Consider the following 19,213-nt stretch of genomic DNA (forward strand, 5'->3'; position numbering starts at 1 on the left):
CGCAGCGGCCGGAAAAGTTACGCCGCGCGCGACACCCTCGGGCGGGATGACGCCAGCGAAGCCCGCCTCAGCGGGCGAGCGCCGCGTAGGCGTCCAGCGCCTGCTGGCGTGATTGGCCCAGCTCGACCATCGGCGCGGGGTAGCCGCTGCGCTTGAGCAGGGCGGCATCGTTCCAGGGCTCGTGCAGCAACTCCGGCGGCGCCTGGGCCAGCTCCGGCAACCAGCGTCGCAGGTAGTGACCCTCCGGGTCGAAGCGTTTGGCCTGGGTCACCGGATTGAACACGCGGAAGTACGGCGCGGCATCCGCACCGCAGCCAGCCACCCACTGCCAGCCCAGCGTGTTGTTGGCCAGGTCCGCGTCGACCAGGGTGTCCCAGAACCAGCGCGCGCCGTGCTGCCAGTGCTGGCGCAGGTTCTTGGTCAGGAAGCTGGCCACGATCATGCGCACGCGGTTGTGCATCCAGCCGGTGTGCCACAGCTCGCGCATGCCGGCGTCGACCAGCGGGATGCCGGTGCGACCGCGCTGCCAGCGCTCGAGCGCGGCATGATCCGCAGGCGCCCACGGGAATGCGTCGAAGCGCGGATTGAAGTTGGCGGTCGGCGTGTGCGGAAAGTGATACAGCAGGTGATGGGCAAACTCGCGCCAGCCCAGTTCGCGCAGATACGGTTCGATATCGGGTCGGCGTGTCGCGTCGGCGGCACGGCCGCGACGATCGAGTTCGAAGTGGATCTGCCGCGGCGAGATCTCGCCGAAGTGCAGGTGCGGCGACAGCCGCGACGTGCCATGGCGCGCGGGCAGGTCGCGCGCATGCGCGTAGTCGCCGATGGCGTCGTCGGCGAAGATCTCCAGCAACTCCCGTGCGCCGGCTTCGCCCGGTTGCCAACTGGCGGCCAGGCCATCGGCCCAGGCGATCCGCGGCAGCAGGTCGAGCGCCGCCAGCGGCAGGCTGCCGGGCAATTCGCGCCAGCCCGGCACGCTTGGCCGCGGCAGCGGCGCGGCCGCGTGCAACCGCGGGCGCAGCTTGCGCCAGTACGGCGTGAACACCTTGTACGGCTGGTCCTGCCCGGTGGCGATCTGCCACGGCTCGCACCACAGCGCGGCGTTGTGGCTGTGCACCGCGATGCCGTCGGCCTGCAGCGCGCTCTTGATCCGCGTGTCGCGGGCGATGCCGGCCGGTTCATACAGCCGGTTCCAGTACACCGTGTCGGCGCCGCTGCTGGTGATCAGCGCCCGCAGAATATCCAGCGGCTCGCCACGGCGCAGGTGCAGGCCGGCACCGGCGTCGTGCAGATCGCGTTCAAGCGCGGCCAGTGAATGGTGCAGCCACCAGCGACTGGCGGCGCCGGCGGGCCACGCACCGTCGTCCTCGGGCTGGATGAATACCGGAATGACCCGCGCGTGTGCGGCGCAGGCCGCGCTCCACGCCGGGTTGTCGGCCAGGCGCAGGTCGCGCCGGAACAGCACCAGCGCCGTGCTCATCGGCTCGCTTTCCGTCCAGGCATCACCGTGCTCAGAAACCGAACAGCGGCTGCAGCGTGCGGGCGACCCAGCCGGAGAACTTGAGTGGCGCATCGGTCGCGGCCACGCAGATGCACGGCACGCCCGGCGAGGTCACCGGCTGGTGGTTGGTCTCGCCATCCAGATCGGCTACGTCGCCGGGACCGAAATGGCCGAGCATGTCGTCGTAGGCGCCGTCCAGGATCATCGTCAGCTCGTTGCCGCCATGGCTGTGCAGCGGCAGCTTGCTGCCCGGCGCGATGCGCAGCAGCATCAGGGTCCCGCCGTCGATGCCGCTGGCGCGGATGCGCTGCACGCCGGGTGCCACGCGTTTCCAGCGCAGCGCGCGCAGTGAGTTGCCGAACCACGGGTGCAGCGCGCCCGGCAGCCGATCCGGATCGTTCTGTTCAACGATGTCCGCCGGCTGTGCAGGGTGTTCGGGCACGGGTTCGGCGTCGAGCAGGGCCAGCATGGCTGCGCGCGCGTCCTCGGTGGGCGCGTCGACGCGTTGCTGTTGCATCAGCACGCCACCGATCCGGTCGGCGGCATTCAGGTTCTCGCGGCACTGGGCGCAGCGCTCCAGGTGGGCGGAAGCGACCACGGCGAGCGCCGACGGCAGCGCGCCGGCGGAGTAGCTGAGCAGGGTGGCGTCGTCGAGATGATGGTTCGGTTTCATCGCGGCGCCCTCATGCTGCCCTGCAGTTTCGCGAACGCGCGCCGCAACGAGGATTTGACGGTGCCCAGCGGCATGTCGAGTTCAGCGCATATCTCGCTGTGGCTTTTGCTTTCGAGGTAACACATGCGGACCAGCTTGGCCTGTACGGGCGGCAGGCGATCGATCGCCTGTTTCAGGATGTCCTGGTCGAGGGAGGACTCCGGTTGCGAGTCGAGCCGGGCGGATTCGGCATGATCGAGCCGCTCCAGGCCTTCCTGCACCGGCAGCCAATGCGGCTCGCGGCGCACGTGGTCGATGTACAGATTGCGCGCCACGCGGTACAGCCATGTGGCCAGGCTGGCGCGCGCCGGATCGAACATGCCGGCCTTGCGCCACAACGTGAGCAGCGCCTCCTGCACCAGCTCGTCGGCCACCGAATCGGCTACGCCAAGGTTGCGCAGGTAGCGCTGCAGGCGTGGAGCGAAATGGTCGTAGATGCGCATAAAACTGGCGCGATCGCGCTGCGTCGATACCGCTGACATCTGCGCTGACCAGTAGTGCGCGTCGGCAACGGTGGAGTTGATCGCCTGCGTCACGGATCGCCTCGTCCCGAACGGCACTACCTCGGGCCCAGTTCTGTCCAGCCTCATCATACGCATCTTTCCGTTCGTGACGCCCAAGGGCGGAGCCAGCCGTGCCGGCAGGGCTTCCCGGCTCTTGATACGACGAACGAAGGGTTTCGGATTCACCGCACGTGCGCGAGGACGCCACATGCGGGTTGGCGCGACCCCGGATGGCGGGCTGGTCAAAATCGCAAAAGCCGCTGCCGGATATCGCTGCCCCGCTTTTGCTCTACTGGCGGCATGAACATGCCAACTTTCCGCCGCTCCATCGTGACCTGCAGCCTGGTCGTGTTGCTGGCTTGCCTGGCTCCCGTCGTCCAGGCGGCGCAGGGCGTTCGCCACATCGACGTCGATGTGCAGGGGAAGACCTCGCCGCTGGATCGCTTCTTCAATTTCTCCGTCGGCTCCGACTACCCCGGCACGCTGGGGCGCGAGGACAGCCTGGCCCAGCTTCGGACCGCCAGGGCGGAGCTGGGTTTTCGCTACATCCGCTTCCACGCCATCTTTCACGATGTGCTCGGTACCTATCGCGAGGTCGACGGCAAGCCGGTCTACGACTGGTCCGGCATCGACCATCTCTACGACCGCTTGCTCGCGATGGGCATCCGGCCGTTCGTGGAACTGGGCTTTACGCCGGAGGCCATGAAAACCTCCGATCAGCAGATCTTCTACTGGAAGGGCAACACCTCCCATCCCGTGCTTTCGAAATGGAACGCCCTGGTGACCGCCTTCGTGCGCCACCTGGAACAGCGCTACGGCCAACAGGAAGTTCGCCGCTGGTATTTCGAGGTCTGGAACGAGCCGAACCTGGCCGGTTTCTGGGAAGGTGCCGATCAAGAGGCCTACTTCGACCTTTTCGATGCCACCGTGCGCCAGATCAAGCAGGTCGATCCGCAGCTGAAAGTGGGCGGCCCGGCCACCGCGGGCGCGGCCTGGGTGCCGGAGTTGATCGAGCACGCATCGCAGGTTGGCGTGCCGATCGATTTCATCACCACGCACACCTATGGTGTCGACGGCGGCTTTCTCGACGAGCAGGGGCAGAGCGACACCAGGCTCTCGCCGTCACCGGACGCGATCGTCGGCGACGTGCGTCGTGTGCGCCAGCAGATCGAGCATTCATCCATGCCCGGCCTGCCGCTGTATTTCACCGAATGGAGCACCAGCTACACGCCGCGCGATCCCGTGCATGACTCGTACGTCAGTGCCGCCTACATCCTCGGCAAGCTCAAGGCGTCGGAAGGGCTTGCGCAGGGCATGAGCTACTGGACCTTCAGCGATCTGTTCGAGGAGCCTGGCCCGCCCACGGCGCCGTTCCAGGGCGGCTTCGGTCTGATGAATCCGCAGGGCATCCGCAAGCCGGCCTGGTTCGCCTACAAGTATCTGAACCGGCTCGGCGCAAGCGCGTTGAAAACCGCCGACGCGCAGAGTTACGTGACCTGGGACGGCGGCGTGCTCAAGGCGCTGGTGTGGAATTTCGTGCAACCGAAGCAGGATCAGAGCAATCGCCCGTTCTACACGAAGGTGCTTCCGTCGCGGCAGGATGGGTCTGTCGTGCTCGACCTGGCGCATCTGCCGTCGGGCACGTACCAGGCCGCGATCTACCGCACGGGTTATGACGCCAACGATGCCTACACGGCCTATTTGCGCATGGGCTCCCCGGCATCGCTGACGCCTGGCCAGCGGCAGCAGCTGCAGGCGGCGACCATGGACAAGCCCGAGCTTCGCACCGTGACGGCCGGTACAGACGGACAGGCCACCGTGGCCTTTCCCATGCGGACCAACGACGTCGTGCTGGTGGAGCTCAGGCCGCATCCCTGATCGGCGCAGCAACTGCGCCCATCCCGCCGTTGACCTGACCGGTCCTGGGCGATTGACCGTCGTCGGCAAGGGCACAAGCCAGCGCGTGACATCGAGCCGATGGTCGGTCGTGCACCTGGATTTCACATCCTGCCCCTTTATGCTGGCCGGCGTGTTTCACGGCGCGCCACCGTTCACGGTATCTTGCACGGCCGTCTCGGCGAGCATCGTTTTCACGGATCGTCAGGGCTGCGCTTTCTCGGGGGGAATGGCCTTATGAGCATACGGCTGCGCGTGCTTCCGCGCGGTGCGGTGGCATTGAGCTTGCTGGCGCTGTCGATCGACATGGCCTGTGCGAACGCCGTGCCGCAGGATCTGGGCAGCCTTTCGCTTGAGGATCTCGGCAACGTGGTCGTCTCGTCGGTGGCCAAGACCCCCGAGCCGTTGAGCGACGCCGCCGCGGCGGTGTATGTGATCAGCCACGACGACATCCTGCGGTCAGGCGCGACCAGCCTGCCGGAAATGCTGCGGCTGGCGCCAAATCTGGAAATCTTCCAGACCAGCCCGAGCAACTACACCATCACCGCGCGCGGATTCAGCGGCAACAACGGTGCGCAGAATTTCCCCAACAAGCTGCTGGTGCTGATCGACGGCCGCAGTGTGTACTCGCCGATCTTTTCCGGCATGTACTGGAACGACCAGTACGTGATGCCGGAGAACATCGATCGCATCGAGGTCATCAGCGGCCCCGGCGGTGCACTGTGGGGCGCCAACGCGGTCAATGGGGTGATCAACATCATCACGCGCGCGGCCGCCGACACCCAGGGAGGCGTGCTGCAACTGGGCGCGGGCAATCAGGAAAGCGGCATGGCCGTGCAATACGGCGGCAAGCTGGGGCAGAGCGCGCATTACCGGCTTTATGCGCGGGACGTCCGCCGCCGCTCGTTCGACAACAGCGCCGGGCAAGACGCCCACGACGGCTGGCGCAAGCCGCAGCTGGGGTTCCGGGTGGACTGGGATGCCGGTGGCGGCAATGCCGTGATGCTGCAGGGCGACGCGCACGAGGGACGCATGGAGCATCCGTCGAGCCCCGATTCGCGCAGTACCGAGGCCGATGTGCTGGCCCGCTGGCGGCACACGATCAGCGACACATCGAGCTTCCAGCTCCAGGCCTATTACGACTACGTGCATTCGCGCAGCGGTGACGACGGCTCCGGTTTCGCGCTGACGACCTGGGATATCGAGGTGCAGCACCATTTTGCGTTGGGCGAACGGCAGGCGATCGTCTGGGGCGCGGGAGATCGCCGCTACCACTACAACATCAGGCCGCGAATCAGCCCCCAGAGTTCATTGCTGTGGGATCCGGCGGTGAACACGCAGAACCTGGCCAACGCGTTCGTGCAGGACCAGATCGCGCTCGGTTCGCGGGTGCGCCTGACGTTGGGCGTCAAGGCCGAGAACGACCCGTATTCCGGCCTGTCGCTGATGCCCAGCGCCAAGTTGTCATGGAAACCGGATGAAAACGTATTGCTGTGGACGTCCGCCTCGCGCGCCGTGCGCACGCCCACGCCGTTTGACCAGGATGTCATCGAGAAACTGGGCGACACGACTTTCCTGGTGGGCAACCCGGATTTCAGGCGTGAAAAGCTGACCGCCTATGAAGCGGGCTGGCGTGGCCAGGTCGCCATGCGCGCGACTGTTTCGGTGTCCGTGTATTACAACGTGTACGACGATCTGAAGACGGTGGAATATTCCCCCACCTTGCTCCCGCTGCTGTGGGGCAACGGCATGGAAGGCCATTCGCTGGGTCTGGAGGCCTGGGGCAGCTACTCCGTACGCGACTGGTGGCAGCTGAGCGCGGGTTTTGTGGCACAGCGCCAGAAGCTGCGCTTCAAGCCCGGCGCGAGCGGTCTCCTCGGTGTGTCGCAGGCGGGTAACGATCCCGACCATCATGGCTTCATCCGGTCGCTGATGAATTTCTCCGATCGCTGGACCCTGTCGCTCAACCTGCGCCAGGTGGGCGCCTTGCCGGATCCGAAGGTTCCCGGCTACGTGGAGCTCGATGCGCGCCTGGGCTGGAAGGTGACCGATCAGTGGGGATTGTCCCTGTCCGGCTTCAGCCTGTTGCATCCCTGGCATCAGGAATACGTGTTTCCGGACAGCGATCGCATCGGGCGCAGCGTGATGCTCAACACCCGCGTGACATTCTGACCGCCTGACCTGCCGCCCATGCCGAACCTGCCCAGCCGCACCACGCCCGGGGACGCCATGCGCGTCCACGGGAGCGTGTTGCCGGAGGAGGGTCGCGGGGTTCGCGCGTGCCGGATGACATGCCTGCTTGCGCTGCTGCTGGCGTGTGCGGCGGGCCCCATGCCGGTACAGGCGATGCCCTCGCCGCCACCGGCGTCACCGGCCGTATCGCTGGAGTACGCGGTCAAGGCGACCTATCTTTACAAGCTGGCGCCGTTCGTCAATTGGCCGGCGCAGGAATTCGCCACGCCGGACGCGCCGTTCAGGATCTGCGTCGTCGGCGATGACCCCTTCGGCGATTTCCTCGAGAACGCCGTGGCCGGACGCCGTTTCGGCAACCATCCCTTCGAAGTGCGGAGGCTGGATACGTTGACACCTGACGCGAACTGCCAGATCGCCTTCCTCGGCCACGTGCCGTCGCAGGGTGTGGCTCAGGCGCTCGAGGCGGTGAAGGGTCGGTCGGTGCTGACGGTGCTCGATTCCAACGTGCCGGATCGCGGCGGCATCATCCAGTTCGTGATCGCGCAGGGGCGGGTGAGGTTCGAGATCGACACCGCCGCCGCCGCGCGCAACCACCTCACCATCAGCTCGAAGTTGCTGAACCTCGCCCTTGTGGTCAGGCCGCCGCCATGAGCGCAGACGGAGCCAACAAGGCGTTCGTGTTCCGGCCGATCACGATGCTGGTGGCCGTCGGGCTGCTGCTGGTCGCTGGCGCTCTTGCGGCCGCCTACCAATACCGAACGGCGCGCATCGAACGCCGGCATCAGCTGGTGACGCAGGCCAATATCCTGGCCGCCAGCGTGACCGCGGCCATCGCGTTCAATGACCGTGCGGCCGCGCAGGAATACGTCAACGCGCTGATGCTTGACCCGCGTTTGGATGCGGTGGCGGTGTACAACGAATTCCACGGCCGGGTGGCCGGTTTCCAGCGTGCCGGCAGCGCACCGATCACCGACAGCCTGCGCGACCACGAGCGGCTGCCGTCCGATCGGCGGCTGGTGGAAGTGCCGGCGCGGCAAGGGGCCATGACCGTCGGCAGGGTCTACCTGCGGGCCGCGGAAACGCCACTGTTGATGCAGCTGGCGCGCTACAGCGGGGTGGCGCTGCTGACCATCATGGCGGTGCTGATGCTTTCGGCCTTGGCCATGGCGCAAAGCGTTCTGAGCCGTGCCCACGCCGCGCTGCGCAAGCGGGCGATCGAACTGGCCGAGGCCAACGAGCGGCTGGGCGCCGAGATGGAGCAGCGCGCCCGCACCGAGGAGGCGCTGCGGCAGAGCCAGAAGATGGAGGCGATCGGGCAACTGTCCGGAGGCATCGCGCACGATTTCAACAACCTGCTGATGATCATCAAGGCCAGCCTGACGCAGTTGCAGGCCAAGCTGCTGCAGGACGATCCAACCAGCACGGGTGCTGCCTCCGCGGCGCATGAACGCGTCACTGCCGTGGCGCGGCCGCACCCGGCAGGCGAGCCGCCCGCGTTGTTGCGCGACGCCGCCGCGATCGAGCGTCGCGAGGCGCAACAGCGCCGCATCAAGCGCTATCTCGACGTCGCCCAGGATGGCGTCGAACGGGCCGCCAGCCTGACCCAGCGGCTGCTCAGTTTTGCGCGCCAGCAACCGCTGTCACCCAAGACGCTGCGGCTGGACCACCTGATCCGCGGGATGAGCGCGTTGCTGGAGCACTCGGTGGGCGCCAACGTCAAAATCGATTACCAGCTCCACTCGCGCGGCTTCGTGCGGTGCGATGCCAATCAAATGGAGAATGCGATCCTGAATCTCGTGGGCAACGCACGTGACGCCATGCCGGACGGCGGGCGCATCGTCATCCAACTCGATGATGTCCGTATCGATGCGGCCAACCCGATGGACGATCTGCCCCACGGCGCCTACACGCGTCTGCAAGTCGTCGACAACGGTGTGGGCATGAGCGAGAAGGTGCGGCAGAAGGCCTTCGAGCCGTTCTTCACCACCAAGCCGGTGGGCAAGGGTACCGGCCTGGGCCTGAGCACCATCTTCGGTTACGTCGTGCAGTCGCGCGGTGTGGCCAGCATCGACAGCGAAATCGGCCGCGGCACCACCATCACCATTGTCTTGCCGCATGTTCCTGACGACGACCCTTCCGAGAAAGCCTGAATGCAAACAGACAACCCATCCCCCGCCCATGTCCTGCTGGTCGAAGACGAGCCCTTGCTGCGCGAACTGGTCATGGAAAACCTGCAGGACGCCGGCTACAGCGTGTTCGAAGCGGGCGATGGCACGGCGGGGGTCGACATCCTGCGCTCCGATACGCGCATCGACCTGCTGCTCAGCGACATCAAGCTGCCCGACATCGACGGCTATGAAGTCGCCCGCATCGGCAAGAAGCTGCGTCCCGATCTGAAAGTCATCCTGATGACCGGCTACGCGCCCTCATCCCTGCCGGCGGTACTGCAAGCGCAGGTGCATTGCGTGCTGCAGAAGCCGTTTTCGCTGAACACCCTGCCCGATACGGTGGCCGCTGCGCTCGGGGGTTGAGCGGGCCATCAGACAAAAAGCCCCGGAAAGCGCTGGCTGTCCGGGGCTTCAGGTCTGGCATGTACTGGTGCCGGAAAGAGGAGTCGAACCTCCGACCTACGCATTACGAATGCGCCGCTCTACCAACTGAGCTATTCCGGCGAGTGAACGGCGGATTTTACGGGGCGCACGAGGGGCGCGCAAGACGCTTCGCTTTTGCGAAGGCGTTTGGCGGAGGTGTGAGCGATCTTCCGGCCAGGGACGAGTGAGACTTCCGTCCGGTTTTCGCCATGCCCATCGGCCGCTTGTCGGCTGGATGCTACCGCTCGTCGGCGCAAGGCTGGCAGGCCCCGCCACGACGGGTACATTGCACGAAGGGGTATCAGGGAGAATTTTCCATGCAAGTCTTGTCGCGTCAGCGAGGCGTCTCGCTGATCGAGGTGCTGGTTGCCATGCTGATTTTCAGCATCGGCGTGCTGGGCGTGGCACTCATGCAGATCAAGGGCGCGCAGTACACCAAGCAGGCTGGCGCGCGCACCGTCGCCGTGTTGCAGGCGCGGTCGCTGGCGGACGCGATGCGCGCCAACCCTGCGGGGGTCTATGGCGTGAAAAGCACCGACCTTATCCCGTCAAAGAACGGCGACCTCAGCGACAGCTATTACGTGTACAGCGGGCCGGCCATTCCCACCAGCGTCGGTTGTGCCGATGACGCCTGCCGGCAGGCGCACCTCGACCTGGCCCAGTGGGTCTCGCAACTGAAAGCCTCCGCGCCCACGCCGGTCAAGGCCGATGGCAGCCAGGACGGCAGCGCCCTGGCGACGGTCTCGGTCGACAGCGACAAGGGCAGCCTGATCATCACATCCAGCTGGAATGGCATGTCCGCCAGCGCGAGTGGAGTTGCACAAAATGATTCGTACCATTTTGCCTACCACCCCTGAGGCGGCCCGCCATGAGCGCACTGCGCACGGTGCGCTGCGAGCGCGCGGCTTTTCGCTGGTCGAGTTGATGGTTTCGATGGTATTGGGCCTGCTCGTGGTGGCGGGCCTCATCAATCTCTTCGTCGCCAACCGCAAGGCCTATCAGATCCAGTCCGGCAACAATTACCTGCAGGAAAACCTGCGCATTGCCTCCGATCGCCTGGGCTGGTCGCTGCGCATGGTCGACTTCTGGGGCGGCAACAAGGTGGCTGCCGTCGATGCAAGCGGCGCGGGCGGCACCATCACGGCCAAGGGCGATTGCGACGGCGCGTGGGCAACCGCCATCTCGTCGAGCGTGACGGATGGCGGCGCGGTGGTGGGGTATGACGGCGCCGCGGCTTTCCCGCTCGACGCCGCGTGCATCGGTGGCGAAGCCAATTACCTCAAGGGCTCGGATGTACTGGTGCTGCGTTATGCCGAGCCGGACGTGCTGTCGCCGGGCCCCGCGGCCAGCAGTGCGGCGCCGGCAGTTGCAGCCACGATCACCAATCATCCGAAGCAGATATTCCTGCTATCCATACCGGGTTCGTCCGCGAGGCTTTTTGCCGGAACCGTACCAGGGACGACCGGCAACAATTCGCTGCGCCGCTATGTTCACCCCTACCAGGTGGACATGTATTACCTGCGTCCCTGCAGCGTACCGGTTGGCAGCACGTGCACCTCTGCCGCCGATGGCGGCATGCCGGTACCGACCCTGATGCGCATGCACATGGACACGGCGGGCAACTTTGTTTCCGAGCCCGTCGTGGACGGCATCGAACAGCTCAAATTCGAATACGGCGTTGCCACGGCGGCGACCGACATGGTGCCGACTTACGCTACGGCCGCCACGGTGACGAGCAACAACAACTGGGCCAATGTCGTGGCGGTGCGGGTATCGGTGATTGCGGTGAATTCGGTTCGCGACATCTCCGTGCCGCATGTCGGTCCCTACACGCTCGGCACGCTCAATGCGTGCAGCTACACCATCAATCAGGACGCCGCTCCCACCACGACCGGCTGCGCGAACTTCACCCCCTTCGGTGGTGACAAGGCATCGCAATTCGTGCGCGCCAAGCAGGAGTTTGTCGTGCAGCTGCGCAACCGGGTACGGGGATGAACATCATGCTGACGCAACGAATCGGGCAAGGCCAACAAGGCATGTGTGCTGCCGTCGTCGGCTTGCAGCGGCAGCGGGGTGTCGCACTGTTCGTGGGGCTGGTGTTTCTGGTGATGCTGAGCCTGGTGGCGATCGTTGTCATGAAAGACACGTTGCTGGAAACGCGCATGACCACGGCGACGGCACGGCATGAGCAAGCGTTCGAGGCGTCCGAAACCGGGCGCCTGATCCCTGAGACCGTGTTGGTGGCCCATGTATTCAATCGTGGTTGGCCTGTGTCCTGGGGAGGCTCGGTGCCCGATAGCGCATTCGACCTGAATGCCACGTTCAAACATCGCCCGGAGTGGAAGAACCTGCTCGACCCCGGCACTACCGATGACGAGGGGTTGCAGACCTGTGGTGGTGTGGGCCTGGTCATCTTCTACATGCCGCAGTCCTGCGGTACCCATGCGGACAATTACAACTACATGCCAGCCGACTGGGATCCCTCGGTGATCATGACGACCTGCAGCGATGGCAGCGCGAGTTGTGCGTCCAATCGCCAGGTAAAGACCACGGTCGCGATGATTCGCGACGGCGTCACCGTCAACAAGGGTTCCGGTGCGGCCCAATCACAAGGCTACGCCAGCATCGGCGTGGGGACGGCTAAAGGCGGTTCCGCGCTGTACCTGCAGATACGCAGCGAAGCCAAGGTGCCCGGCAACGGCCAGGCCGCCACCATCGCTCAGTACAAGCTGAATATCGATCATTGAGGGTGCGGTAATGACCAAGCTCAAATTGTTGTTGCGCACACTGTGGGTGTGCCTGCCCATCGCGTTGATCAGCGGCTTTGCACTGGTGGCCGTTTCCGCCGCGCCTGCCGTGCCGCTTGTTACGCCGGGCAAGATCTCGGCCAAGGGCATGTCGGATTTCGAGGCCTACCCGTCGGGCGTCAACGCGCTGGCGGCGAGCAATCCGCCGCCCCTGATCATGCTGGTGATGTCGCGCGACGAGCAGTTGTTCAACAAGGCGTATCCCGATTACACCGATCTGGACAACGATGGCAAGGTGGATACCACCTATCTGGATTCGTTCGAATACAACGGTTATTTCGATCCGGCCATTTGCTACGTCTACGACACGACGAATGGCTATTTCAAGGCCAGCGTCGCGGTCAACGCCGGTGGCCACCAATGCGGTAGCGGCACCAACACCACGCTGTGGAGCGGCAACTTCCTCAACTGGGTGGCGATGAGTCGCGTCGATATCCTGCGCTGGACCTTCTACGGTGGCACACGGCGTGTCGACACGGCGGCCAAAACGGTGCTCGAGCGCGCCGAGATTCCCAACGACATCCACGCCTGGCCCAAGGTCTATACCGGCAGCGACATCGGCAAGTACGCACCGTTCACGAAGGCCATGACGTTCTGCAACGTTTCCTCGGGCTCAAGCGGTTCGTGGACCAAGCCAACCACCACGACCTCGGGTGTCGGCTCCACGCCGTTGATCCGCGCCGCGGCGGGTGCCTGGGGCGATTGGGCGTCCACCGAAGGCACGCAGTGCGTGGTGGGCGGCGACAGCGCGCGGCCATCCTCGGCCACCGACTACACGGCGCGCATCCAGGTATGCCAGAACCTTTCCGATGGCACGCCCAACGAGGCGTTTTGCGTCGTCGAAGGCAGCGCGCTCAAGCCCGAAGGCCTGCTGCAGAAGTACAGCAAGAGCGGCTCCAACGCGAAGCGCTTTGGCCTGGTGACAGGCTCGACGGCACAGGCGCGCGTCGGTGGGCAACTGCGGCGCAACATCGGCAAGTTGCAGGACAACGTGGAAGGCAAAGCCTGCGCGGCGGGCAGCGGTGCAGGCGACGGTGATGAATTTTCCAACGTTGATGGCACCTTCTGCTACAAGAGCGCCTCCACCACGCCGTCCGAAGGCATCGTGATGACGCTGGACCAGTTGCAGGTCAAGGGCTGGACCGGCACCAATTACGGCACCACCGGCAACGGCTGTTATCTTGATGCGTCCCATCCCTGGGGTGCGCGCGGCTACGCGATCCAGAACAATCCCACGCGCTGTCCCGATTTTGGCAATCCGCTGGCGAGCATGTACGCCACGGCGCTGAACTACATCAAGGGGGCGAGCGCGCCCAACAAGGAGACGGGCACGCTGCCCACGCCCAGCTGGGTCGACCCGTACGGAAAACTCTCCGACGGCAGCGCCCGCAACCGTGAGTGCGCCAGTTGCTCGATCGTGCTGGTCAGCAGCGGCCTCAACACTTTCGACGCACAGAACGTGCCTACGGTTGCCGGTGTAAGCCCGGTCGACCTGACCAATGCCATCCAGGCCAAGGAAGGCATCGAAGGCAAGTACATGCTGTCGACCTACTACGGTTCGACTGGTGGCGGCGCGCCAGCTCAGAACTCCCTGACCGTGGCCGGCACGCAGTACAGCGACGCGACCATCTGCCAGCCGGCCACCATTGGCAAGCTCTCCGATGTGGTAGGCATCTGTAACGGTGCGCCCGGACAGCAGGGCAGTTACCTGCTGGCCGGTTTGAGCTACGGCGCCTGGAACGTGGATGGCAGCAATCCCATCCGCACCACGGGCGTGGTCGACGGTTTTCGGGTGAAGACGTATGGCGTCTCGCTGTCGGACAACCTGCCGGCGTTCAATATCGTGGTGGGCAACAAGACCGTTTCGCTCTCGCCGAGCTGCCGCGCCGATCCGGCCAATACGGGCGGCTTCACCACCTGTTACCTGGGCAATGTGACCCTCACGCCGCCCACCGATCTCAACAAGAAAAACGTGTATGGCCTGTCGCCCACTACGGCATATCCGAACGTCGGCAGCTACTACATCATGTGGGAGGACTCGCAGTACGGCTCCGATCACGACATGGATGCCAACAACGTCATTACCTGGTGCGTCGGTGCCAGCTGCAATGCACCGTCCACCATCGTCAGCGGCGGCGTGAAAATCTGCGACCCGGAAATTTTCAATGGTTCGAAGTCGGCGGCATTGGCCGAGTACGACACGTCGAACAAGGTGTGCAAAGCCAACGGCACGCTCAACTTCGTGCCAACCGACAACGACATCATCATTCGCAACGAGACGACCTCGTTCAGCTCGGCGGGCATGTACCTGGGTTATCAGGTCGGCGGAACGCAGAGCGACGGGTTGACCGAGCTCTACATCAACAGTGGCAACAACGCGGTGTTCGGCTGCAACCTGCTCGCCGATGCCAAGGACTGCAACAGCAAGCCGCAGGTGCGACGCTTCCAGTTCGGCAGCAGCGCCAACGTCGCCGCCAGCCTGCAAACGCCGCTGTGGTACGCGACCAAATACAGCGGATTCGAGGGCGAGACCCCGACGCTGCCGGCGGACAGCCCCAACCCGTCCAACTACTTTTTCGCGCGCAACGCCGGCATGCTGAAGGATCAGCTCAATACCGTGTTCCAGCAGATTACCTCGTCGTCTGCCAACAACTTCGGCAATGCCACCACGCCCTCGTCCAGCAACGACGTGCAGGGCACCGGCTTGTCCTATCAGGTGCAGTACTACCAGGAGCGCAACAACGTCAAATGGACCGGCAGCCTGCAGGCTTTCTGGTCGGACAACGACGGTTACCAGCGCGAAGGCACCACCAGTGGCACCCAGCAACTGCAACCCGATGCCAAATACGTGGTGGCTGGTGCCGACAAGTCCGAAGGGGCACTTGCCGGCGCCATGACCGGCTACCGGTGTTCGGTGGCGCCCGCGAAGTCGGACGAGGGCGTCGAGTTCGATGCCTCGACCAACGGTGCGTGCTCCGTGGTTAGCGAAAGCAACCCGTTGCTTCCTGCGTGGGATGCCGGCAGCTGGCTGAACGCCTGGTATGACCCCACGGCCGCGGCGGGCTCCAATGCGGCAAAGGCCATTGCGAACCTCCCCAAGCAGCGCAGCTATGGGAATGCCACGGATCTCGCCGGCAACAGCCAGCGCTACATCTTTACCTATCTCACCAGCAAGCCCAATGGCAAGGCGGCCACCGGCACCGTCGTGAACGGTACCCAGACCGATTTCGTGTGGAACGACGCCAGCTGCAATAGCACAGGTGTCTATACGTTGTCGGCCACGTCGGGCTTCTGCGGCACGTTCAAGAGCGGCAAGCGTACGGGCAACTATGGTCTGCTCAACGAGCTCGACCCGGTGATGGCCAAGGAGCTGGTCAATTGGGTACGGGGCGTGGAGTATCCCGACGACTATCGCAGCCGCACCGGGTCCACGCCGGGCGATCCGGCCAAGGGCATTGCATCGGTGACACGCACGTATCGGCTCGGCGACATTGTCGACTCGTCGCCGATGATCGTGGGGACGCCTGCCGAGTCGTATGACCTGCTGTACAGCGACTACAGCTTCGCGGCTTTCCGCGCGAACTATCGCGACCGGCGCCAGATGGTGTACGTGGGCGCAAACGACGGCATGCTGCATGCGTTCAATGGCGGGTTCTACATGCCCGGCCAATACGACGCCGATCCGGACAAGATCGTCTACCCGTCCATCGTGCGCCAGTTGCCCGCGGACAAGGGCTTGAAGACGGGCAACAGCAGCGTGCCATTGGGTAACAACTGGCAGTTGGGCCAGGAAGTGTGGGCCTACATCCCGCAGAACCTGCTGCCGCACCTGCGCTGGCTCGCCGACAAGAACTACTCGCACGTCTTTTATGTCGATGGTGCGCCCGTCGTATCCGACGTGCAGGCGTTCGGCAGTACCAGCGATCCCACCACCGCAGCATGCAAGGCCGGTACGTCCACGACGGCAGACAGCAAGGGCCACATCTGCGGCTGGGGCACGGTGATGGTGGTTCCGTTCCGCCTGGGCGGCGGGGCGATCAGCGTGGATACCGTGGGCGATGCCAAGAATGCGTCCATCGAGCAGTCCAATTCGGCCTATGTGATTCTGGACGTGACTGATCCCGAGCAGCCGCCGACGGTGCTGGGCGAGATCACCATGGGGACCTACACCACCGCGGCGCCGGCGTTCTCGGTTCACCGTGAGGCTGATGGCAAGCTGCATTATCTGCTGACGATCGGATCGGGCCCTGTCGACAATGGCGGCCCCAACGGCAGCTCCGGCGACAAGCCGGTGGCGGCGGCCAATGGCAGCAAGCTGGAGGTTCGGGTCTACGATCTTGCGGACATCGTGGCCAAGAAGAGCGCAGCGGTAGCTACGTTGAGCACCGGCCCGGACAACAGTTTTGCTGGCGACATGGTGGCTTCCGATTTCGACCTGAACAACAGTTCCGAGGCGGTCTATTTCGGTGTGGTGACCAATCCCAGCGATCCGGATCTGAGCAAGGCCACCGGCGTGTTCGGCGGCGGCCTGTGGAAGCTGGACATGAATACGGCGCCGGCGGACGAGGATGGAAACGCCGCCACGGTGCCGGATACCAGCGATCCAGGCACATGGAAGCTCGAACAGGTGATCGACACCGAACAACCGGTAACGATCCGGCCCACCCTGGCGCTGGACCCCACGGGCCGCGCGATGGTTTATTTCGGCACCGGCCGCTCGTTCACCACCAACGATGACAGCGGCTCCTCGTACCAGGGCGTGCAGCAGCAGTACATCTACGGCGTCTCCGACAACAGCCTGCTGAGCTGGCTGAGCAGCGACTGCAAGGAAATGCCGGCTACCGGGCCGCTGTTCGATGCGTCGACGATCGAGGTGGCCGCCGACGACAACAGCATCAGCGGATTGCCAGAGGACGTGGATGCCCTCAAGGACGCCACCACCCTGGATGCCCTGGCAGGCGTCTTGACCTCGATCGACAAGGACACCGGCTGCTACGCGTATTCCGGCTGGAAGATGAAGCTTGCGGCGGGTGACCGGTCGGCATCGGTGCAGCAGCCGTCCGAACGCATCGTCAGCAGCCAGGTGCTCTACAACGGCATCCTGCTTACGCCCAGCTACATCCCGGCCAACCTTGCGGCCAGGACGGCGGCCAAACAGAGCGAGTGCAACCCGGTACCGGTGCCTGGCACCAGCAACCTGTATGGCATGAACTACGTGACCGGCACGGCCGATCCCTCGCTTGCCAAAACGTTCGGGAGCAGTGGCGGAAACATCTCGCGCAAGGTGGGCCTGGGCAGCGGCAAGGCATCCTCGCCCGTGTTGCACGTTGGCAACGGAAAGGTGACGGCGGCCTTCGGCATCAGTGGTGGCACCAAACTGCAACAGATCGGCGCCCTGGGCGCGGCCAGCAATGGAGAAATTTCGTGGCGCGAACCGATGGACAATCAGTGAGAACCGGCATGAACCGGGCCAGCGGCTTCAGCATGATCGAGTTGATGATCGTGGTGGTCATCATCTCGATCCTGGCCGCCATCGCCATTCCCTCGTACAGGCAGTACGTGCTGAAGGGACACCGCTCCGAGGCGACGCGAGCGCTGCAGGATATTGCCTCGCGACAGGAGAATTACTACTTCAGCAACAACGCCTACACCAGCAACCTTGCCGATCTTGGTGCAAACTCGAGTATCGCCGGGGCCTATTTCACGGTGTCGATTCCCTCGGCCAGCAGCTCCGATTACCAGATCACCGCGACCGCGCAAGGCACGCAGACCGAAGACACCGGCTGCACCGCGTTCACCTTGCATCGGTCGGGCGCCAAGGAATCGAGCGGGACGGCAACCACCGACGTCTGCTGGGGCGGACACTGATGATGGTGCACCGCCTGGTGGTGACGCTGCTGGCGGCGACGCTGGCGGCCGCCGCATCGGCACAAACCTATTACAAGTGGACCGATGCGAAAGGAGTCACCCATTACAGTGCGCAGCGGCCGCCTGCGGTAAAGGCGCAACCCTTGCATCTGCGCAGCGTCCAGCCCGCGCCTTCGGCAGCGGCGACGGCGGCGTCACCGGCAGCGTCCACAGCGAGCGATCTGCAGGCCGCCAAGCTGGATTTTGCGAAACAGGCGTGTGCCACGGCACGCGAAAACCTGCGCCTGCTTTCCGGTTCCGCGATGGTGCTCGATACCGGCACGCTGCAGCATCCGGGCGACGTCACCACGGCCACCAAGCTCTCCACGGAACAGCGCGAGGCCGCCAAGGCCGAGGCGCAAAAACAGATAGACCAGTATTGCGATCGCGGATGAATCCGATGACAGCCAGCCAACCGTTGAATCCGCCATGTGCGACGGCGACCCGATCAACCATGATGACCACGCCGGCGTGGTTGCGGTCGGCATCGCGCCCGGCCGCCTGCGGGAGCATCCGCGGATTCACCTTGCTCGAGCTGATGGTGACACTGGGCGTGCTGGGCATACTCACCACCATCGCCTATCCGAGCATGCGCGATTTCATGCTTCGCAATCGGGCGGTGGCGCAATCGAACAGCATCCGCTCCGATCTGCAGTACGCACGGGGCGGCGGCCACGCGCAGCTATGTCTCGATCTGCCCCCTGGCGTCGTCGTCATCGTCGGGCCTTCCGACCTGCGACACCGGGAAAAGCTACGATCACGGATGGCTGCTCTACAGCGCCAGCAAGCCCAACGAAGCGTACGACGCCGCGGTTGTCGGAAGCCTGCAGCGCTCGGTGGCGGCTCCGGCCGGCGTTTCGATACGCGCCGGCAGCGCAGGTCCGCTTACCTTCAACTCGCGTGGCGAATTGCTGGTCGGCGCCGTGCCCACCAGTACCAGCGTGATCGTGTGTGCCAAGTCCGGCGACAGCGACAGCATCGGTGCCAGCACCACGGCGGTGCCGGGAATCCAGCTGGATATCGCAAGCTCCGGCCGAGTCTCCTCGACCAAGCTGCCGGCCGGTGCCGCCTGCTCCATCACCGGGCCGTGATCGCGTTGCGCG

Annotated in this window: 15 protein-coding genes, 1 tRNA gene and 1 pseudogene; 13 read left to right on the forward strand and 4 right to left on the reverse strand. The window is 64.7% G+C overall.

Features of this window, described 5'->3' with window-relative positions; all coding sequences use genetic code 11:
* Positions 1-67: 67 nt before the first annotated feature.
* The 3 genes from ABD017_RS01315 to ABD017_RS01325 are packed head-to-tail and all read right to left on the reverse strand — an operon-like array spanning position 68 to position 2,803.
* Positions 68-1,480, reverse strand: coding sequence for a cryptochrome/photolyase family protein (locus ABD017_RS01315; protein WP_343879393.1), 1,413 nt, complete (start codon positions 1,478-1,480; stop codon positions 68-70).
* A gap of 31 nt (positions 1,481-1,511) precedes the next feature.
* A complete protein-coding gene (locus ABD017_RS01320) occupies positions 1,512-2,174 on the reverse strand; it encodes a ChrR family anti-sigma-E factor (RefSeq protein WP_343879395.1) in 663 nt (220 codons plus the stop codon).
* Positions 2,171-2,803 (reverse strand): sigma-70 family RNA polymerase sigma factor, encoded by a 633-nt coding sequence (locus ABD017_RS01325; protein WP_425543661.1) that lies wholly within the window; start codon positions 2,801-2,803, stop codon positions 2,171-2,173. The genes ABD017_RS01320 and ABD017_RS01325 overlap by 4 nt, the downstream gene beginning before the upstream one ends.
* Before the next feature lie 213 nt (positions 2,804-3,016).
* On the opposite strand from ABD017_RS01325, the gene ABD017_RS01330 reads away from it, so the two are divergent.
* From ABD017_RS01330 to ABD017_RS01355, 5 genes are all read left to right on the forward strand, one after another.
* Positions 3,017-4,594: a GH39 family glycosyl hydrolase gene (locus tag ABD017_RS01330; protein ID WP_343879397.1), complete on the forward strand. Its 1,578-nt coding sequence runs from the start codon at positions 3,017-3,019 to the stop codon at positions 4,592-4,594.
* Between the two features lie 255 nt (positions 4,595-4,849).
* On the forward strand, positions 4,850-6,784 hold the full coding sequence (locus tag ABD017_RS01335) for a TOL_0244 family TonB-dependent receptor (protein ID WP_343879399.1): 1,935 nt from the start codon (positions 4,850-4,852) through the stop codon (positions 6,782-6,784).
* Positions 6,785-6,802: 18 nt separating this feature from the next.
* Positions 6,803-7,456: a TOL_0243 family YfiR-like periplasmic protein gene (locus ABD017_RS01340; protein WP_343879401.1), complete on the forward strand. Its 654-nt coding sequence runs from the start codon at positions 6,803-6,805 to the stop codon at positions 7,454-7,456.
* Positions 7,453-8,955 (forward strand): sensor histidine kinase, encoded by a 1,503-nt coding sequence (locus ABD017_RS16755; protein WP_425543639.1) that lies wholly within the window; start codon positions 7,453-7,455, stop codon positions 8,953-8,955. Before ABD017_RS01340 ends, ABD017_RS16755 begins: the two co-directional genes overlap by 4 nt.
* Positions 8,956-9,336 (forward strand): response regulator, encoded by a 381-nt coding sequence (locus ABD017_RS01355; RefSeq protein ID WP_343879403.1) that lies wholly within the window; start codon positions 8,956-8,958, stop codon positions 9,334-9,336. It abuts the gene before it with no gap.
* Positions 9,337-9,401: 65 nt separating this feature from the next.
* On the opposite strand, the gene ABD017_RS01360 is transcribed toward ABD017_RS01355, so the two are convergent.
* Positions 9,402-9,477: transfer RNA gene (locus ABD017_RS01360), tRNA-Thr, on the reverse strand.
* 236 nt (positions 9,478-9,713) lie between these two features.
* Here ABD017_RS01360 and pilV point away from each other — a divergent pair.
* From pilV to ABD017_RS01400, 8 genes and pseudogenes are all read left to right on the forward strand, one after another.
* The gene (pilV, locus tag ABD017_RS01365; protein WP_343879405.1) at positions 9,714-10,253 is read left to right on the forward strand and encodes a type IV pilus modification protein PilV; all 540 of its coding nucleotides are present in this window, start codon (positions 9,714-9,716) and stop codon (positions 10,251-10,253) included.
* Complete coding sequence (locus ABD017_RS01370) at positions 10,222-11,391, forward strand: PilW family protein (protein ID WP_343879407.1); 1,170 nt, start codon at positions 10,222-10,224, stop codon at positions 11,389-11,391. The genes pilV and ABD017_RS01370 overlap by 32 nt, the downstream gene beginning before the upstream one ends.
* Positions 11,388-12,143 (forward strand): pilus assembly PilX family protein, encoded by a 756-nt coding sequence (locus ABD017_RS01375; protein WP_343879409.1) that lies wholly within the window; start codon positions 11,388-11,390, stop codon positions 12,141-12,143. The genes ABD017_RS01370 and ABD017_RS01375 overlap by 4 nt, the downstream gene beginning before the upstream one ends.
* 10 nt (positions 12,144-12,153) lie before the next feature.
* Entirely contained in the window at positions 12,154-17,655 is a 5,502-nt protein-coding gene (locus ABD017_RS01380; RefSeq protein WP_343879411.1) for a pilus assembly protein, read from the forward strand.
* A gap of 8 nt (positions 17,656-17,663) precedes the next feature.
* Complete coding sequence (locus ABD017_RS01385; RefSeq protein ID WP_343879413.1) at positions 17,664-18,071, forward strand: type IV pilin protein; 408 nt, start codon at positions 17,664-17,666, stop codon at positions 18,069-18,071.
* Positions 18,071-18,505 (forward strand): DUF4124 domain-containing protein, encoded by a 435-nt coding sequence (locus ABD017_RS01390; RefSeq protein WP_343879415.1) that lies wholly within the window; start codon positions 18,071-18,073, stop codon positions 18,503-18,505. Before ABD017_RS01385 ends, ABD017_RS01390 begins: the two co-directional genes overlap by 1 nt.
* A 62-nt stretch (positions 18,506-18,567) precedes the next feature.
* Positions 18,568-18,687, forward strand: a pseudogene (locus ABD017_RS01395) (prepilin-type N-terminal cleavage/methylation domain-containing protein); the annotation flags it as partial.
* Positions 18,688-18,946: 259 nt separating this feature from the next.
* Positions 18,947-19,201 (forward strand): hypothetical protein, encoded by a 255-nt coding sequence (locus tag ABD017_RS01400; RefSeq protein ID WP_343880674.1) that lies wholly within the window; start codon positions 18,947-18,949, stop codon positions 19,199-19,201.
* Positions 19,202-19,213: the final 12 nt, after the last annotated feature.

The organism is Rhodanobacter caeni (genome assembly GCF_039523575.1).
Lineage (GTDB): Bacteria > Pseudomonadota > Gammaproteobacteria > Xanthomonadales > Rhodanobacteraceae > Rhodanobacter > Rhodanobacter caeni.

What these genes read in the sequence shown, in the direction of transcription:
- pilV (WP_343879405.1), top strand. Translation starts at nt 9,714, where the DNA reads ATGCAAGTCTTGTCGCGTCAGCGAGGCGTCTCGCTGATCGAGGTGCTG.
- ABD017_RS01380 (WP_343879411.1), top strand. Translation starts at nt 12,154, where the DNA reads ATGACCAAGCTCAAATTGTTGTTGCGCACACTGTGGGTGTGCCTGCCC.
- ABD017_RS01390 (WP_343879415.1), top strand. Translation starts at nt 18,071, where the DNA reads ATGATGGTGCACCGCCTGGTGGTGACGCTGCTGGCGGCGACGCTGGCG.
- ABD017_RS01355 (WP_343879403.1), top strand. Translation starts at nt 8,956, where the DNA reads ATGCAAACAGACAACCCATCCCCCGCCCATGTCCTGCTGGTCGAAGAC.
- ABD017_RS01385 (WP_343879413.1), top strand. Translation starts at nt 17,664, where the DNA reads ATGAACCGGGCCAGCGGCTTCAGCATGATCGAGTTGATGATCGTGGTG.
- ABD017_RS01325 (WP_425543661.1), bottom strand. Translation starts at nt 2,803, where the DNA reads ATGAGGCTGGACAGAACTGGGCCCGAGGTAGTGCCGTTCGGGACGAGG.
- ABD017_RS01315 (WP_343879393.1), bottom strand. Translation starts at nt 1,480, where the DNA reads ATGAGCACGGCGCTGGTGCTGTTCCGGCGCGACCTGCGCCTGGCCGAC.
- ABD017_RS16755 (WP_425543639.1), top strand. Translation starts at nt 7,453, where the DNA reads ATGAGCGCAGACGGAGCCAACAAGGCGTTCGTGTTCCGGCCGATCACG.
- ABD017_RS01330 (WP_343879397.1), top strand. Translation starts at nt 3,017, where the DNA reads ATGAACATGCCAACTTTCCGCCGCTCCATCGTGACCTGCAGCCTGGTC.
- ABD017_RS01340 (WP_343879401.1), top strand. Translation starts at nt 6,803, where the DNA reads ATGCCGAACCTGCCCAGCCGCACCACGCCCGGGGACGCCATGCGCGTC.
- ABD017_RS01375 (WP_343879409.1), top strand. Translation starts at nt 11,388, where the DNA reads ATGAACATCATGCTGACGCAACGAATCGGGCAAGGCCAACAAGGCATG.
- ABD017_RS01335 (WP_343879399.1), top strand. Translation starts at nt 4,850, where the DNA reads ATGAGCATACGGCTGCGCGTGCTTCCGCGCGGTGCGGTGGCATTGAGC.
- ABD017_RS01370 (WP_343879407.1), top strand. Translation starts at nt 10,222, where the DNA reads ATGATTCGTACCATTTTGCCTACCACCCCTGAGGCGGCCCGCCATGAG.
- ABD017_RS01320 (WP_343879395.1), bottom strand. Translation starts at nt 2,174, where the DNA reads ATGAAACCGAACCATCATCTCGACGACGCCACCCTGCTCAGCTACTCC.